Genomic DNA, 16,719 nt, shown 5'->3' on the forward strand with positions numbered 1-16,719 from the left:
CTGTATAATAATAATTACTTCCGTGGTTACAATACAATACTGGGCGAAACATGTGTTAATCAAAGTAATGTTGTATACTTTATGCAATAAATCATCTATAAATAATTTTTTATTGGAGGAAATATGAAACTGGGCGCATTCTCTGTAAGTTTAAGTGTAAAGGACATTTACAAATCAAAATTATTTTACGAAAATCTTGGATTTCTAATCTTAGGAGGCGATATTACCCAAAATTGGCTCATTATGAAGAATGAAAGCTGTATAATTGGTTTATTCCAAGGAATGTTTGAAAAGAATATTCTGACCTTTAATCCAGGATGGAATGAAAATGCCGAAAATCTTAACTCGTTTACGGACATTCGAGATATTCAAAGACAGCTGAGAGCAAACGGAATTAAATTACAAACTGAAGCAGATGAAACAAGCGAAGGCCCAACAAGTTTTACAATCGAAGATCCTGATGGTAATCCCATTCTAATAGATCAACACAGATGAAGTTGAGTACATCAGTGCTTTCAAATAGAAGGATATGCAGGGAGCAGATCGCCAAGGGCAGCTGCTCCCTGTTCAATAAGTTTGAGAAAAGTTGAGTTGAGATGAGAGAGGGAGCTGAGATGAGCCGATTTAAAGGTGTTTTTTTTGATTTGTGACGGTACTTTAATTAATAGTGAGGGACTGGGTACAGAAGTCCTGTTCCTTTATTACAATTAGCTGAAAAACTTAATATACAGCCAAAGCAGTGTTTGTATGTTGGAGACCAGCCGACAGATATACAAGCCACACATGCCGCAAACATGACTAGCGTTGCGGCTCTTTGGGGAGAAGGTAAACTTGGAAGGCTTATAGACAGATTATTGCAAGGGTCATTGGGAAATAAGAAAAGCCCCAGTTTAGGGCTTTTTGCATTTTAATTATGTATCGGAGCCTTACCCCTTATTTACTTGAGGCTATCTTCATCAGCGATATCAGATTGTGCAGTCCGCGCTTCTGCTAATTGTGCATGGGCTTGGTCAAGTTGCTCGTTCGCATTTTGTATAGACTGTCGTCGATTATTACTTACCGATTGTGCTTGATTCAATTCGCTTAATGCATCAGCTACGGCATTATGAGCCGCTGTTACTGCATCTTGCTGTTCGGATTGTTGGTCAGACATATATACACCTCTATTTCTTGATTATTTGTGCAATCTTAATTTTTCCAAAATTTCACTGATTTATTCAGCACGAAATATATTGGAAATGACATTCACCAATAAGCTTTGTGTGAATGTAAATTCAGTAAGAATCAATGAAGTACGAGAGCTAAAAGGTAACGATCTGAACACTGGGTGCTGAATGACAGAAGCAGCTTTCTCAGCTAAGGTTCAGTATAACGGAGTGGTACAAAGAGGAATTTGATTGGTGTATGATGGTATTAATAATATATCTTGTTGTTTTTTGGAGACAGTAACTTCCATTATAAATGTCATTTCAGAGTTGGATAAAAATCTTTTTGATTGGAAGGGAATTTGTGAGAACAAGAGGGAAGTACCTTCTAGCAGTATTGGTATGCATAATGCTTGGGATCGGTTCGAGGATGAATACCTCCGCGCTGCCCGATTTTGTGGTGAAACATTTCGGTGATGCTCTCTGGGCGGCTATGATTTATTTCGGCGTTCGTGCACTATTCATCCGTATGTTATCTATGAAAGCCCTGGTGCTTAGTCTTGGGTTCTGTTTTGTCATTGAATGCAGCCAATTGTACCAAGCAGAATGGATAATCAACTTACGAAACACTCTATTTGGCGGGCTAATACTTGGAAAAGGATTCCTATATGCAGATTTGGTCCGATATATTGTAGGCGCTATAGCGGCTTATGCATTGGACCGTTTGCTAAAAGAGACAGAACAGCCTTAAGGGCACAGTGAGTAAACTCTAATGATGCTTGAAGTAGAGTTAACCGTGTTTGACTAGCGGAAACGATAGTTCCATGACACATGCTGCCAACATCATAGATAGCCTAGTTTAAAAGTACTGGAGGAGAATAGAAATAGTGCGGACCAAGTTTCAACTATGGGTAGAAAACTGATCGCTAACGGCAATTCAGTTAGACGTTCCCTATTTTGCAGAAGTAACAGGTAATTTACCGCATTGACGGAATATTCAAGCAACAGTATACTTTTAGCGTAAGTAAAATAATACCAATTGGAGGGATTTGAAGTATGAGTCAGGAAGTTACGGCCTACATAGACAATCTGCCGAAATGGCAAGCAGATATCAGTTCGACCCTGCGGAACATGGTTCATGAGACGATTCCGGAAGCCGTAGAACGCATTCAGTACAAGAAACCACACTTTCTGAAGAATGGACATTATGCAGCCGTCATTTCGCCTTCCAAAGACGCGATTGCCTTTATGATCATGAATGCAAACGGAATTGACTTTCCGAAAGAATTCGAAGGTCCTGCTGAACGAAAGTGGATTAAATTAAAGGAAGGGAGCACTCCAGATCTCCTCACGTTGTCCGGGCTTCTGAAGCAAGCCTCCGTCACGTTATAAATTCGACCGTAGTAACAATGGTAAAATATTAAGGGAGCAGCTCGCCGCGGCCGGCAGCAGCTCCTTTTTCATTTAAGTAAACGGGCAGTTATGTTAAATGATGTATAAGGTTTTTTCGTTTTATAACAGTTAAAAGAATGCAGTATAACGGTTGCTTCTCTATAAACAGGGGAGTGATTTTTTGTTGTCACAAATTCAGAATTCCCGATAGATCAATTCTAATGGTAAAGGACTGATATACCGGTTATTCAAAATTCTTGATGATCCCGAAATCAAATCACTTTTACCGGAGGTAATACTACGTATTTATAAGAAGTCAGCAAATACACAAGCCATAATAGACTATACGGAATATGAATGTATAAAATTCATCAGAAGAGGAGGGGGAAGCTATTCTTGGCTCGACAGAGGTCATTTCAAAAGAAGCAGAACCAGCTCGCCCCAAAATTTCAGTTATCGTAACTGTATACAATACTGGGGAATTCCTCAGTAAGTGTTTGCAATCAATAATTAACCAAACATTATGGAGTGTCATGGAGTTAGTTATTATCAATGATGGTTCATCAGACCATTCTTCCGAAATTATTAAAGAGTTCGTGAGACAGGAGCCTGAACGGATAATAAGTATACACTATGCTGAAAACCAAGGTGTAGGTAACTCTCGGAATGTAGGGATTGCTCAGTCTAGAGGTGACTATATCGGTTTCGTTGATTCGGATGATTGGATTGCTAACAATATGTTTGAGATATTGTATACGAAAGCTTTAGATGGGCATGACATGGTGATTTGTGATTATTTTAGTAGGTATGAAGATGAAGATCTGACTATTCCAGAGAAGGGATACTCACAAGACATCTTTACGCAAAAACAGGCTATTCTTTACGCTCAAGTGGTTCCTTGGAATAAGCTCTACAAAAAGGAATTACTACAAAAAATTCAGTATTTGAATATTTGGTATGAGGATGTTGCATCAACTCCAATTTTGATCAGTCTAGCGAATATACCAGCTTATTTAAATATTCCCTTATATTATTATAAAAGGTCTAGACCAGGTTCTATCGCAAATAGCAGCGGACCCAAAGTGTTAGATATTTTACGAGCCTGGGACCGTTTAATCGAACATGCACACTTGAATGATAGTTTTAAAGAGGAAATTCTCTTTTTTGTAACCAAATGTATTAATTATTATATTGATTTCAAACCGGAGTATGCTGAGCATTTCTGGGATTATGCAAGGAAGCATCGAGAACTATTAAGCGGTGGAGAATACAATCGCAAAGCAGTTGAAACTAAAGAGATTCGTGACTTATTTGGTTTATTTAATAAGAGTACGCCAATGCATGCAACAAAGTATGAAACGAAATATGCAACAAAATATGCACCTCAAAAAAAGCGAACTTTGAGAATCATACAAGTCATTTCACCAATCTGTGAGCCTGTATCAGCTGTTGACACAGCTGGAACAGAGAAAATGGTTTACGAAATTACGCAAGAATTGGTAAAACGTGGACATAAGGTTGTTTTATATGCACCTAAGGGAAGTAAAGTTTCAGCAAAGTTAGTACCCTTCCCCAAATATTTCGAAGATCGCCACGTACCCGCATTTATTCGTAAAACAAGACCTTCGAGAGTAGATCTGATTCATGACCACACTTTTTCATCTATTGTCAGATTAAGAAGAATGGGAATTCCCGTGTTACCCACTCATCATTTACCTTCCAATAAAGCATTCCGTGATTCCGTTTATGTCAGTCACGCTGCTCGGGAAATTGCCAGCGCCAAGGGGCAAGTCGTTCACAACGGAATTAATCCGGATGAATACGAGTACAGCGAAGGAAAAGATGACTATTTATTGTTTATCGGGAGGATACTCCCCGACAAAGGTGTCATTCATGCAATTGAAGTGGCTGAACGCAATCACCAAAAGCTCATAATAGCCGGACCCATTAAAGATGAAGAATATTTCCGGAACATTTTACAGCCTCGTATTGATCGTAATGAAAACATTCAATATATTGGCGCTGTTGCAAGCAAACAAAAGCAGGAGCTCCTTAAGAGAGCTCGATGTGTCCTCTTTCCGTCTATTTGGAAGGAGCCTTTTGGACTTGTTTTGATTGAGGCTATGATTTCAGGCACCCCTGTATTAGCCTTGAACAATGGTGCCGCTTTAGAGGTACTTGAAGGCTTTCCTCAGTTAGTTTGCAATAGCATAGATGAACTTGCCCACAAAGCTTTAAATGAGTCATTCCCGCCTTCACATGCCCTAAGAGAATATGTGCTTAACAAGTTCACGACTTCTACAATGGTGGACCAATATATCACGTTGTATGAACAGAAAATTAATGAATTTATGAAAAGACGAGTAAAACTTAAACTGCTAAGAAGAAGAAAATTTAAATTGTTAAGAGGAAGAAAAAATTTAAAATTGCTAAGAAGAAGAAAAAATTTAAAACTACGAAGAAGAAAAAATATAAAACTGCTAAGAAGAAAAAGATACATCTTAAAGAAAAGGATATCAGCTAAACGAAGTGTAAGAAAGCGAATGAAAACAACTAAAAGAAGTGTAAGAAAGCGAATGAAAACAACTAAAAGAAGAGTTAACAAAGCAAAAAAGAGCATAAATAGACAAGTGAAAAATTAATAAGAGAATGTTTAAAAAAGCTCGCTATAGGGCTTCTTTTTTTTGAACATGTAACTGCAACCGCGCCTAATTCCAATATCACCCCCCAAAACGCTTCAGACTTAGCTATTGCGTATATGACATCATGGGGTTCAATGGTGAGGTTGAAGTTAGGAATAACAGAAAACTGCATTCTCTATTTAGGAGGAACGGTTTTTTTTATTCCTTCCATCAAGCAGCAATGACATATGTCCAAGCAATCACTATGTAGGGAGCATATGTGTATATCGTAATGAAAATTCACTGAGGGGAATGAGTAAATATGAGCGGAGTAGGTACTAGCGCAGCAGCTGTTTTGGTTCTTTTTATTCTTTTGGTAATCATCTTATCAGTAACTTGTGTGTTCTAAAATTCTTTAATCCAACACGAATATCGAGAAAAACAAAAACGGTTCCTATCGCGAATAGATGCGCCATAGGAACCGTTTTTTCTCGTTGTTGGAAACTAAAAAACACCTTCTCGTAAAGAGAGAGATGTTTTAAATGAGAGGCTGACAGAGACGAGTGTACTGGTAATATACAATATATGTTCAAGTGGATAGTTCTGCATTAGGTCAATACCCCATTTCGATACCCATTTCACTATTCCTTCCAACAAGCAGCTGTAGCCGATCCGATATCCCACCGCTTACCGTTACGATAAAATTGCTAATGTAAAATTTTTTTTTTGCGAATGGTGCCAACAATCCACAATAATAACGGTATGACTATGATATTTATAGGAAATATCACGGAAAGCCAAAACTTCGCGTAATTCATGGAGTCGTTAGTGTTTCGCGGAAGCAGAGAAATTACAAAGACAATAGGCGCTATCCACCAAATGGTATGTTTCCATTTCTTTATGTGAAAGAATTGTGCGGTACCATAACTGGTTATGAATAAATAAAGGGATAGTTTGATAAAAATACCGAGGATCCAAAGTGAGACAGCCAAAACATCGACGTTCTGGATAAATTCCATTACCGAAATATAGGTTACAGCGGAATAAAGAGGATAAATAAGTTTAGCCGGTAAATTCGGACCAAAGATCATAATTACTATCATTGTCATCGCCAAAACGGCGACTGAAGCGGCTGCAACCCCGAATAAGGAAGAGATCAGAGCTCGCTGGGGTTTAGACATAAAGGGTATTAACATGACCACCATAAAGGATTCTCCCAGGAAGGAGGCAGGACCTACGCTTCCTTTAATAATGGGTAAAATTCCCGTGTTGGAATAAACCGGAAGTATTCTTAACCAGTCCCAATCCTTCACACTAAAAATAATGATGAGAATAGTGCCTACCACGGTAATAGGACCGATGATTTCGCTGCAACGACCGATACTTCTAAGGCCTCCATTATAGGTGACATATACGATAGCACCTAACATTATGAGAATAATAATCCATAGTGGCGTCGAAGTAAATAAGGTAAGGTAGACAAAATCCGCAAATTCCCTTAAAATGATTCCGGTTACGGAAAGCCACATCAAAAAGTAAGGAATTAGCATGATTTTTCCTAGCCACTTTCCGAGAATCGACTGACTGTATTGAATAAAGGTTTGCTCCGGGTAAAGGAGGCTTAATTTAACTGCAACAAATGTAGTGAATAAGCTTATCAGGGTTGCGAGGATCATTGAAATCCAAGTGTCTTGTTTGGCAATTAATACAGTGCCCGTTAGGGTGAAAATTGCCGTCATCCCGAATTCCATCGTGAAAATCAGCCAAAATAGCTGGTATCCGGATATTTTCATTATTTAATCTCACTTTCCTTAAATTGGAGCGGTGGCCCGACTAAGCCAATATATTTTAAATTCATATTCACATTGACCGTGACTTCTATGTCTGGAAAAATAGTATCCCACTGTCCCTTTAATTTGTTCCATTCACTTGGATGCTGACGATTCAAGGTTTGATTGAAACCTAATACATCAGTGCCATATTGTTTTTGAACTTTAGTAACCATTTCAAGAACATGCTTGCTAGTTTCCTTGTTGATTTTGTTCTGTACAAGTTTCAAATTTTTCTGCTGGCTAAGATCCCAATTCGTATTGTTCTCTCCAACTTGTCCCAGTCCACTTAACTCTATCTCCATCTTTACCTTATTGTCAGGTGATATGCTGCTCTTAAGTTTGCTTCCAAACTTTGTAACAATGACGCCAACACTCCCACCTGCTTCCGGAATACGTTCCTCTAAGTCAAAGTAAGATATTCCTTTGAGAATCCACTGCCTATAAGCGCCTTCAACAAAATTTAAATAACCAACTAATTTATAATCGTGGTTAAATATAGCGCGACCATAAAATAGGATCGTTTTTTGCGAAGAGATCCCCTTTACGATGTCTATTACAGGTAAAGTTGGGCAGCTTCCTTCGGCACTAGAGGCCATCATAAAGTCGAGATAGGAAGTGCCGGTAGTACCTCCAATAGCATTATATATTTTGACTGGTGCAACAGAAGGAATTTTCTCCAGAGGGTAGGGTACTTGCAAAGCTTCCAGACCTGTATTTCCCTTGACTACCCACATGTCCATTCGAATTCGATTGCCCGGATCTCGAGAGAATGCATCCAGCATATCTTTAATTCCATTTTTAGCTAGATCCTCTCCTATGTAATAATTGCGTCTATGACCACGGGTTATGATTCGAGAAAGCTTTTGTCGAGCTTTTTGAATGGATTCAAGAGTGCTTTTACCGCTGCCTGTCTCAATAAAGTAAGGTTTGTCGCCACCGGCTTCTCCTTTTGAGTCTACTTTGGAGGGGACTATAAATTGACCGGCCGTTAAATACGTTCCATCTTTGTTCAGATCTGCCGAGGCGGCAAGATTAAATGCTCGGTCTGAAAGTTCTACACGATCCCAACAACCTGTAGTAAAAGCTAAACAGAGAAGCAATAAAATCAATGCTGTCGGGCGATGGTTCATTCTGCTTCGTCTCCTTGCTTCGTACTTGGCTTTTGACCTTTGGGAATTCGCATTTTTTTTCGGGTAGAGCCGGATAACGGGATTGTATGCATACCCCACCTTGGCGCGCGGATTAATACATCCTTTAATTCAGTTCTTGTCAGTGGAGCTATCGGACTTAAATAAGGGACGCCAAATGACTCCAGATTCGTAAGGTGAATGAGAAGGAATAATAGTGCCATAGTAACTCCATATAATCCGAACATCCCTGAAAAAATGAGCATTGGAAAACGGAGCATTCGAAAAGCCATTCCCATACTGTATCTGGGGGTGATGAGAGAAGCAACTCCTGTCAGAGAAACAACAATGACCATCGGAGCAGATACGATCCCTGCTTGAACGGCTGCTTGGCCAATAACTAGAGCCCCCACAATACTAACTGCTGAGCCACCGGGCCTCGGCATTCGTATTCCAGCCTCGCGTAAGCCCTCAAATAAAAATTCCATCATTAAAGCTTCAATGACCGCCGGAAAGGGAACCCCTTCACGAGCAGACGTAATGCTGAGCAAAAAATTAGTGGGTAACAATTGTGGATGAAACGTCGTGATTGCAACATAAATAGAAGGTAAGAATAGCGAAGTTATAATCAATAGCATTCTCAACCAGCGGATAAGGGTTGCGTATATAAATCGCTCATAATAATCATCAGCCGACTGAAATGCGGTCCATAAGGAACAGGGGACGATTAGCACAAAAGGTGTGCCATCGATGAAAATCGCTACTTTTCTTTCTGCGAGGCTTGAGGCCACAATATCCGGGCGTTCGGTGTTCTGCACTTGTGGGAATAATGTGAACGGGTGATCTTCTATGAACTCCTCAATATAATTCCCGCCAAGCACGGTATCGATTTGAATTTGACTGATACGTTTTCGAACTTCTTCGATGATCGAATCTTTTGCAATGCCTTCTATGTAGGCGATGACAATAGTAGTTTTCGATAGAGTGCCAGCGGTCAAGGACTCCATTTTAAGCTTAGGGCTATGAATTTTCCTGCGAACTAGGCTTGTATTCACAGAAATGTTCTCAGTAAAGCCCTCTCTTGGACCCCTAATAGTAGTCTCACCTGAGGGCTCTTCAATGGCTCGCTGCTCGAAGCCCTTCAATTCAGCGATAACTGCTTGGTTTACTCCATCTGATAAGATAACTACATTTCCAGTCAAAATACTTTGTACAACTTCATCCATTATCTCTGTTGTTTTTGTTTTTGCGATGGAAACCAGCTGTTGTTCTAACATCAAATGTACAGAGTTTAGCTCCACCAATCCTGGTCGGGGAGTTTCTAGCATCCAAGGTTTTAGCAAAATGTTATCTAATGCCTTGGTATCCACCAAACCATCCAAATAAACCAATAAAACATGGATTTGACCGAAAATTTGTACACGTCGATAGGCAATATCATAACAATTAGTAAATGTATTTCTGATAATGAGTTCATTTTTCTCTAAAGATTCGCTTATTGGTTCACAGAGTGCGTTTTCAGGAGATGTACTGTTAGAACTTGAATTATGTGCAGTAGGCATGGCATTCCTCCTCCATTAGAACGTATGCGATACAAATGAACTGGTGATTATTAGAAATATTTTTTTATTCTTCCACAAACAACTTTGGACTATGCATATTTTGGAAGAACGAGTTTGACATCCCATTTTAATTTGGCGCAAAGTCTGACCGTCCCATATAGCACTTAGGTAACTTCGTGTCGTTAAATCTGACATGGATTGAGGAGACCATTCGGGGAAAGATTTTATCGTTGGCTACCACGTAATGGGGGATAGGCCTATGCCGGTTCCTTTTTTTTCTGGGCAAATGTCGGATTACATAAGATTCTATAGGTTCACCTTATTATTTAAGTAGATCAATTGTCAGTTTACATAACAAGAAGTTTACATAACAAGAAATTTACATTAATAGAGATTCATCGAAGGGGGGGTTCCATTGATCTCATTTCGTCAAGTAGAGAAGCATTACGGCGATTTTCATGTACTCAAAGGAATTAATCTTCAGATTCAGCAGGGCGAAGTCGTTGTTGTCGTTGGTCCATCCGGTTCAGGCAAAAGTACACTGCTAAGGTGCATTAATCGTCTTGAGACTATCACAAGTGGGGAACTTGTCGTGAATGAGTACAAGGTCAGCGACAAGAAGATAGATATGAACAAGCTGCGTCGAGATATCGGCATGGTATTCCAGCATTTCAATTTATATCCGCATAAGAAAGTGATCGATAACATTACGCTTGCGCCGATGAAGGTGCGAGGTATGACTAAGAAAGAAGCCGAAGAGGTCGCGATGTACTATCTGGATAAGGTAGGTATTCAGGATAAGGCGCACAGCTTTCCTTCGCAGTTGTCCGGTGGTCAGCAGCAGCGTGTTGCCATTGCAAGGGGGCTTGCGATGAAACCGCAGATCATGTTGTTCGATGAGCCGACTTCAGCCTTGGATCCGGAAATGGTTGGTGAAGTTTTGGATGTAATGAAAACGCTCGCCCATGAAGGGATGACGATGGTTGTGGTCACACACGAGATGGGTTTTGCCCGAGAAGTAGCCGATCGCGTCGTATTTATGGATAAAGGTCAGATTGTCGAAGAATCGCCTCCAGATGAATTTTTCGTTAACCCGCGTGAAGAAAGAGCGAAACTATTTCTGAATCGCGTACTTAACCATTAAATAAGGAGATGAACGAAACTATGATGTCAAAAAAGTGGAATTTCATGTTTATGTTGGTAACCATATTCGCATTGGCAGGGTGTGCCTCTACAACGAGTAAAACAGGGGGCGAATCGAGCACTCCGGCAGCAAGCACTGCTCCAAGCACTACGAAGCCAGCTGGTGGGACAACTGTTCTGGATGAGATCAAAAGTAGAGGCAAAGTCGTCGTTGGTGTGAAATATGATACAAAGCTGTTCGGTTTGAAAAACCCGACCGGAGGCGAGGTTGAAGGCTTCGACATCGACATCGCAAAAGCACTAGCCAAAGAAATTCTCGGCGATGAGAAGAAAATTGAGTTAAAAGAAGTAACGTCCAAGACACGCATTCCGATGCTCGATAACAAAGAAATTGACATGATTGTTGCGACAATGACGATTACCGAAGAGCGTATGAAGCAAGTTGAGTTTTCTCAGGTGTATTTCAAAGCGGGACAGTCATTGCTCGTCAAAAAGGGCAGCCCTATTAAGAGTGTCGACGATGTTAAAAAAGGAACGAAGGTACTGGCTGTAAAAGGTGCCACATCCGTTGCCAATATTAAAGCGAAATCTCCGGATGCCACCATACTGGAGTTTGATAATTATCAAGATGCATTCAGCGCTCTGAAAGCAGGTCAAGGCGATACATTGACCACGGATAACGCCATCCTCTATGGCATGATGGAACAGGATAAGAACTTCGAAGTAGTGGGTGAACCGTTCACAGATGAACCTTACGGTATCGCGATAAAAAAAGGTGAAACAACGCTTCAAGCCGCAGTGAATGAAGGACTGAAGAAGCTGGAGTCAAGCGGTCAATACGCGAAAATTTACGAGAAATGGATCGGCAAAGCGCCATCCAAATAACAGGAATAAGAGGAGAGATGGGTGGCTGCCGCTGCCCATCTTCTGTCTATGAGGGGGGAGCGCATGCTGGATTTCTCGATTTTTACCGACTATTTTGATATCTATATGAAGGGCTTCTTTAACACGATCATTGCCAGCGTTATAGCTTTAATTGGCAGCTTTGTGCTGGGTACGATCATTGCAATTTTTCGTATCGGATCGGTGAAACCGCTGCAATGGTTAGGTACGGCCTATGTGGAGTTCATTCGAAACATTCCACTCTTGCTTGTTGTTTTTGTGTTCTTCTATGGGTTGCCCTCTATGGGCATTACCCTTAGTGGATTCGTATGCGGAACTTTAGGTCTTACGGTATATACGGCATCTTTTATCGCGGAAGCGATCCGAGCAGGTATTATGTCAGTGCCTAAAGGTCAGTCTGAGGCTGCACAATCCTCTGGACTAACGTATCTTCAAACGATGTGGCATATCGTCCTTCCGCAAGCAATCAAAATTGTGATCCCCCCGCTCAGCAACCAATTCATTAACCTAGTTAAGAACTCGTCCGTACTAGGCGTATTCGCAGGCTTTGATCTCATGTATTTCGGCGATCAGGTTGCAAGTGAGACTTTTGCTACGTTCGATACCTATATCTTTGTTGCTGTGCTTTATCTGATATTGACGCTGCCTTTAAGTTACATGGCTTTGCGACTGGAACGTAAATTAGCTCGTACGGACTGACTTTAAGAGGGGGTGAACGAATGGATATTATGCATGCTTTTTCAGCAGATAATGTAAGATTTGTATTTGAAGGCTTCTACATGACGCTTAAAGTCGCTGCGATCTCTATTGTTTTGAGCTTTATCGTGGGATGTGTCGTCGGCACAATTCGGTATACGAAGCTGACGGTGGTATCCCCAATTCTAGCCATCGTGGTCGAGCTCATACGCAATTTACCTTTACTGTTAATCATATTTTTCGCGCGATTCGCCTTACCGGATATCGGTATCAAGCTTGGAGCCATGAATGCAACTATTGTTGCTTTAACGTTATTTGAAGGCGCAATGATCGCAGAGATTGTGCGAAGCGGCCTAAATTCCATCGATAAAGGGCAGATTGAAGCGGCGCGTTCTTCAGGACTAGGCTATGTACAAACACTCTGGCATATCGTCCTCCCGCAGGGACTGCGCCGTATGGTGCCACCACTGGTGAGTCAATTTATTTCCTTGTTGAAAGATACTTCTCTTGCGATTGTTATTTCCTTGCCTGAATTGATGCATCATGCGAAAATAGTAATTGGACAAAACTATAGTTATACCATGCCCATTCTATTTTTAGTGGCTCTTCTGTATTTTACTGTGAATTATGCACTATCGTTAGCAGCTCGCAGGATGGAATCAAGAATGGTATAAGATGTATGGGATTTACTGTAGGGGGTGAGCGCCTGGGACGATTGAAGAATGAAGGGCTACAAATGATTCTCATCGCTATTGTGACGGCAATTGCCGGGGAGTTTAAAATAACACCTTTCAGTGGTGAAGTGTTTCGCATCGGACTTGGCAGCAGTGCCTTTCTTCTCTGCTTGTTGTTGATGAGGCATCTGCCTTATGTGTATACAGGTATCATTACTGGCATCACTGTTCTGCTATTTCGGATGATAGAGGATGGCATTATTTCGCATGGAGCCCTATCTTTCAGCGCGAGCGCGCAAATGCATTTATCAGCCACGTTCTATTATATAGCCTATGCGGTTGCCATGAGCTTGATTAAGCACAAATGGGAACACTTCCATCCCTTTATATTGGGATTATTCTTATCTGTTATTGACCTCATGTCAAATGAGCTGGAATTACTGGCGCGCAGCTTCATTTTTCATTCACCTTACATGTTTTCGGAGCAATTAGTGTTCATTACCGTGACCGCTGTCGTACGAAGTTACTTTGTGGTCGGCATCTACAGCAGTGTAACCATTAATCAGATGCGTGTCCTGCATAGTGAGCAGCAGAAGCGAATTGAGCAAATGCTAAATACGAATAGCGGTTTGTATGGCGAGGTATTTTACTTACGAAAGTCAATGGAAACCATCGAGCAAATAACGGCGAAGAGCCATAACTTATATGAAAAAGTTAATGGTACGGGGTTAAAAAGCTATGCTCGCACCATCTTGGGAATTACCCAGCAAATTCACGAAGTAAAGAAGGACTCTCAACGCATCCTAGCTGGTTTGTTAAAGCTGTTTGATCGGGATTTCGCTGCCGAAATGAGGTTGGCTGAAGTTGTGGAATTCGCCATCAAGTCCAACCTTGGATACAGTACCATGATCGGAAAAAAGATTCAAATTACAAGCGACATTCAAACGGACTACTACTCGGATCAATATATCCCGCTTTTAACCGTACTCAATAATCTCGTATCTAATGCTGTGGAAGCCATTGAAGATCAAGGATCAATCCGTGTAGGGGCTTATGAGCAGGGTTTTGAGACCATCTTGACCGTATCCGACACGGGTGTTGGCATTTCTGAGCAGGATAAAGAGATGATTTTTGCACCTGGTTTCACAACGAAATTCAATCAAGAAGGCTTTGCAGCGACAGGGATTGGCCTCTCTCACGTTCGAGATATTGTTCATTCTTTAGGTGGGGACATTCTTTTGCGCTCTGACGAGCTGGGTTCTCAGACCTCTTTTGTGATTACCTTATTGACCAATACGTTGAAAAAAGGAGCATAGAGATCATGCTGTCATTCGGAATAGTAGATGATGATGCGGTAAGCAGACGGATGCTGCAAAAGATCATTGAAAAAGGTGGTCTAGGCGAAGTCGTAGGGACAGCAGATAGCGGCAGCGAAGGAGAAAAAGTTCTTCTGGAAACGACGCCGGATGTCGTGCTCATTGATTTACTAATGCCGGATCAAGATGGAATTGAGACCATTATTCGATTGAAGGAGCGCGGTTATCAAGGGAAGTACGTAATGATTTCGCAAATTGAAAATAAAGAAATGATTGGTAAGGCTTATCAAGCTGGTGTTGAATTCTATATTCAGAAGCCGATCAATAAGATTGAAGTCGAAGCAGTGCTGTCCAAGGTTAACGAGCAGTGGAAGATTAGCCGCTCCTTAAAGGAAATTCAGGAATCTTTAACCAAGCTAAGTCTACTGCACACAGGTTCTGAGAGTACGCGTAAAAAACGAGGCGTCCGTGAAATCCTACAGCCGATTCTCATGGATATAGGGATAGTAGGTGACAGCGGCAGTCGCGATGTGATGGACATTATGGAGCATCTCATTCGTCATCATAAAGGGGATGGAATCCCACCGCTGAAGGAACTTTATGAAACTGTGGCCCGCTGTCACAAGGTAAATGAAGCGGACGTTGAGAAAGAAGGCAAAGCTGTCGAACAGCGAATTCGTCGAACCGTCATGGCTGCGTTAACCCATATAGCGAGTATCGGCTTGACCGATTACGGCAACCCCAAGTTTGAGCATTATGCACCTCTTTATTTTGATTTCCAGGATGTGCGTATGAAGATGAAAGAAATCGATGAGAATTGGAAGCCGGAGAAGTGTAAGGTTAATGTTAAAAAATTTCTCCAAGTCCTCTACCTGGAAGTCACCGACAAAATGCGCAGCGAGCATTAGATTTGACATTTGTTTGATATCAAACTATAATGTTGCTATGGACACTAAAGATGCAATTTCATTAATATCCAAAGTTAGGGAAAAGGTAAATCGGCTTATTGTAACTGAGATGATGAAGTATGGAATAGAGGGTATTGGCACTTCGCATGGTGATATCTTCTATGCGTTATTTAAGAATCCAAGACTCACTATGGCGGACATTTCTAAAAAGATTAATAAGGATAAATCTACAGTCACAGCACTTGTTGACAAGTTGGTCCGGCTTGGATATGTGAAAAAGGAAAGGGACACAGAGGACACGCGGGTTGTTTATGTTGCTTTAACCTATAAGGGGAGTGAACTTAAACCGATCTTTGAATCCATATCTAATGAATTGTTAGATGTGTTTTACTTAAACATATCTGAGAAAGAAAAAGAAGATCTGGTTAACGTTTTAAAAAAGATATATAGCAACTTATAAATTTTTTTAACTAAATAGTTTGATATCAAATTAAATTATGAGGAGGAAATAATAGTGAGAGATTATACGAAAGAATTGCCCGAACATGCGGTGAAATACATCGGAGAAAATGATTTGTTTTTAGAGATATTCGAGGGGGAAAACCTCCCGAAATCAACGAAACAAAGACCCCCTTTGCTTTTTGTACACGGTGCCTACACAGGAAGTTGGATGTGGAGCAAATACATTCCTCACTTCATCAGTGAAGGATGGGAATGCTATGTCATGAACTTGAGAAGTCATTACAAAAGCAGATTGCAGGATATGACTAAGATAACTTTCGAGGATTATTTGGAGGATATTAAAGAGGTTATTGCTGAGTGTAGTGTTCCGCCGATTCTTATCGGATTTAGCATGGGGGGGATCTTGTGCGAGAAGCTGGCTGAAAGCGTAGAGATTGCCGGGTTGGTGTTAATCGATTCAGTCATAAGCAGAGAAGTTTTTGAAGTAGTACCATATAAAGAATTAAACCAGATGATACCTAGTCTTATATTGCCTGCACCAGTCCGTGTAGAGCGTTCAAGCATGGATGAAAACGCAGATGACATTGAATTTCAAAGAAAGTATCTGACAATGGAGTCATCGAAGGCATTTAGTGCTTTTGTTTTCTCAAAAGAAGCAAAGGGTATATCCATAGACAGCAGTTCGATTACTTGCCCATGCTTGGTTGTCAAAGCAGTAAACTGTTCCGATGACGATCGTCGGGGTAGCGTGACAGCGGAGCACCTCCGTGCTGAGTATAAAGGCCTTTGGAACACAACCCATACCGGTGTGCTCGTAGGGCAGAGATATATGGAATCGGTAGATACAATCATGGATTGGTTAAAAAGATTATAAAATGAGCGCCAAGCTAGTTGATATAGAAAGTGGTAAGACATAACGATGGCTGAATCGGCGTCCA

The 16,719-nt window shown here is 40.9% G+C and carries 16 protein-coding genes and 1 pseudogene; 13 read left to right on the plus strand and 4 right to left on the minus strand.

The genetic code is table 11. The features are described 5' to 3' along the window. Window positions 1-123 precede the first annotated feature (123 nt). Together AC58QG_RS16250 and AC58QG_RS16255 are read left to right on the plus strand one after the other, a co-directional pair. Window positions 124-495: a VOC family protein gene (locus AC58QG_RS16250; protein WP_497363160.1), complete on the plus strand. Its 372-nt coding sequence runs from the start codon at window positions 124-126 to the stop codon at window positions 493-495. A gap of 206 nt (window positions 496-701) precedes the next feature. Beyond that, window positions 702-911 (plus strand): annotated as a pseudogene (locus tag AC58QG_RS16255) (HAD family hydrolase); the annotation flags it as partial. A 26-nt stretch (window positions 912-937) separates the two neighbouring features. Here the strand turns inward: AC58QG_RS16255 and AC58QG_RS16260 are convergent. Next, complete coding sequence (locus AC58QG_RS16260; RefSeq protein WP_497363161.1) at window positions 938-1,153, minus strand: hypothetical protein; 216 nt, start codon at window positions 1,151-1,153, stop codon at window positions 938-940. Between the two features lie 422 nt (window positions 1,154-1,575). Here AC58QG_RS16260 and AC58QG_RS16265 point away from each other — a divergent pair, with 422 nt between their 5' ends. The 3 genes from AC58QG_RS16265 (at window position 1,576) to AC58QG_RS16275 (ending at window position 5,179) form a co-directional block, all read left to right on the plus strand. Beyond that, window positions 1,576-1,896 (plus strand): ribosomal maturation YjgA family protein, encoded by a 321-nt coding sequence (locus AC58QG_RS16265; protein ID WP_497363162.1) that lies wholly within the window; start codon window positions 1,576-1,578, stop codon window positions 1,894-1,896. A 305-nt stretch (window positions 1,897-2,201) separates the two neighbouring features. Continuing rightward, window positions 2,202-2,537 carry a DUF1801 domain-containing protein gene (locus AC58QG_RS16270; protein ID WP_497363163.1) on the plus strand — a complete coding sequence of 112 codons (336 nt, stop codon included), beginning with the start codon at window positions 2,202-2,204 and terminating at the stop codon, window positions 2,535-2,537. A 446-nt stretch (window positions 2,538-2,983) separates the two neighbouring features. Continuing rightward, on the plus strand, window positions 2,984-5,179 hold the full coding sequence (locus tag AC58QG_RS16275; protein ID WP_497363463.1) for a glycosyltransferase: 2,196 nt from the start codon (window positions 2,984-2,986) through the stop codon (window positions 5,177-5,179). A 686-nt stretch (window positions 5,180-5,865) separates the two neighbouring features. Here the strand turns inward: AC58QG_RS16275 and AC58QG_RS16280 are convergent. From AC58QG_RS16280 to AC58QG_RS16290, 3 genes are read right to left on the minus strand one after another with little or no spacing between them, the layout of a single operon-like run. Further along, a complete protein-coding gene (locus tag AC58QG_RS16280; RefSeq protein WP_497363164.1) occupies window positions 5,866-6,951 on the minus strand; it encodes a GerAB/ArcD/ProY family transporter in 1,086 nt (361 codons plus the stop codon). Then, a complete protein-coding gene (locus AC58QG_RS16285; RefSeq protein ID WP_497363165.1) occupies window positions 6,951-8,120 on the minus strand; it encodes a Ger(x)C family spore germination protein in 1,170 nt (389 codons plus the stop codon). The genes AC58QG_RS16280 and AC58QG_RS16285 overlap by 1 nt, the downstream gene beginning before the upstream one ends. Beyond that, complete coding sequence (locus AC58QG_RS16290) at window positions 8,117-9,679, minus strand: spore germination protein (protein WP_497363166.1); 1,563 nt, start codon at window positions 9,677-9,679, stop codon at window positions 8,117-8,119. Before AC58QG_RS16290 ends, AC58QG_RS16285 begins: the two co-directional genes overlap by 4 nt. A 415-nt stretch (window positions 9,680-10,094) precedes the next feature. On the opposite strand from AC58QG_RS16290, the gene AC58QG_RS16295 reads away from it, so the two are divergent. The 8 genes from AC58QG_RS16295 to AC58QG_RS16330 all read left to right on the plus strand — a co-directional run bounded on the left by AC58QG_RS16295 (window position 10,095) and on the right by AC58QG_RS16330 (window position 16,655). Further along, window positions 10,095-10,823 (plus strand): amino acid ABC transporter ATP-binding protein, encoded by a 729-nt coding sequence (locus tag AC58QG_RS16295; RefSeq protein ID WP_497363167.1) that lies wholly within the window; start codon window positions 10,095-10,097, stop codon window positions 10,821-10,823. Window positions 10,824-10,843: 20 nt separating this feature from the next. Continuing rightward, window positions 10,844-11,707 (plus strand): glutamate ABC transporter substrate-binding protein, encoded by an 864-nt coding sequence (locus AC58QG_RS16300; protein WP_497363168.1) that lies wholly within the window; start codon window positions 10,844-10,846, stop codon window positions 11,705-11,707. Window positions 11,708-11,770: 63 nt separating this feature from the next. Continuing rightward, complete coding sequence (locus AC58QG_RS16305; RefSeq protein ID WP_497363169.1) at window positions 11,771-12,424, plus strand: amino acid ABC transporter permease; 654 nt, start codon at window positions 11,771-11,773, stop codon at window positions 12,422-12,424. 20 nt (window positions 12,425-12,444) lie between these two features. Beyond that, window positions 12,445-13,095, plus strand: coding sequence for an amino acid ABC transporter permease (locus tag AC58QG_RS16310; protein WP_497363170.1), 651 nt, complete (start codon window positions 12,445-12,447; stop codon window positions 13,093-13,095). 5 nt (window positions 13,096-13,100) lie between these two features. Beyond that, window positions 13,101-14,411, plus strand: coding sequence for a sensor histidine kinase (locus tag AC58QG_RS16315; protein WP_497363171.1), 1,311 nt, complete (start codon window positions 13,101-13,103; stop codon window positions 14,409-14,411). 5 nt (window positions 14,412-14,416) lie between these two features. Beyond that, entirely contained in the window at window positions 14,417-15,319 is a 903-nt protein-coding gene (locus tag AC58QG_RS16320) for a response regulator (RefSeq protein ID WP_497363172.1), read from the plus strand. 37 nt (window positions 15,320-15,356) lie between these two features. Continuing rightward, a complete protein-coding gene (locus AC58QG_RS16325; protein WP_497363173.1) occupies window positions 15,357-15,779 on the plus strand; it encodes a MarR family winged helix-turn-helix transcriptional regulator in 423 nt (140 codons plus the stop codon). Window positions 15,780-15,833: 54 nt separating this feature from the next. Next, window positions 15,834-16,655 (plus strand): alpha/beta hydrolase, encoded by an 822-nt coding sequence (locus AC58QG_RS16330; protein ID WP_497363174.1) that lies wholly within the window; start codon window positions 15,834-15,836, stop codon window positions 16,653-16,655. The last annotated feature ends 64 nt before the right edge of the window (window positions 16,656-16,719 follow it).

This window comes from Paenibacillus sp. J22P169, from assembly GCF_059691995.1.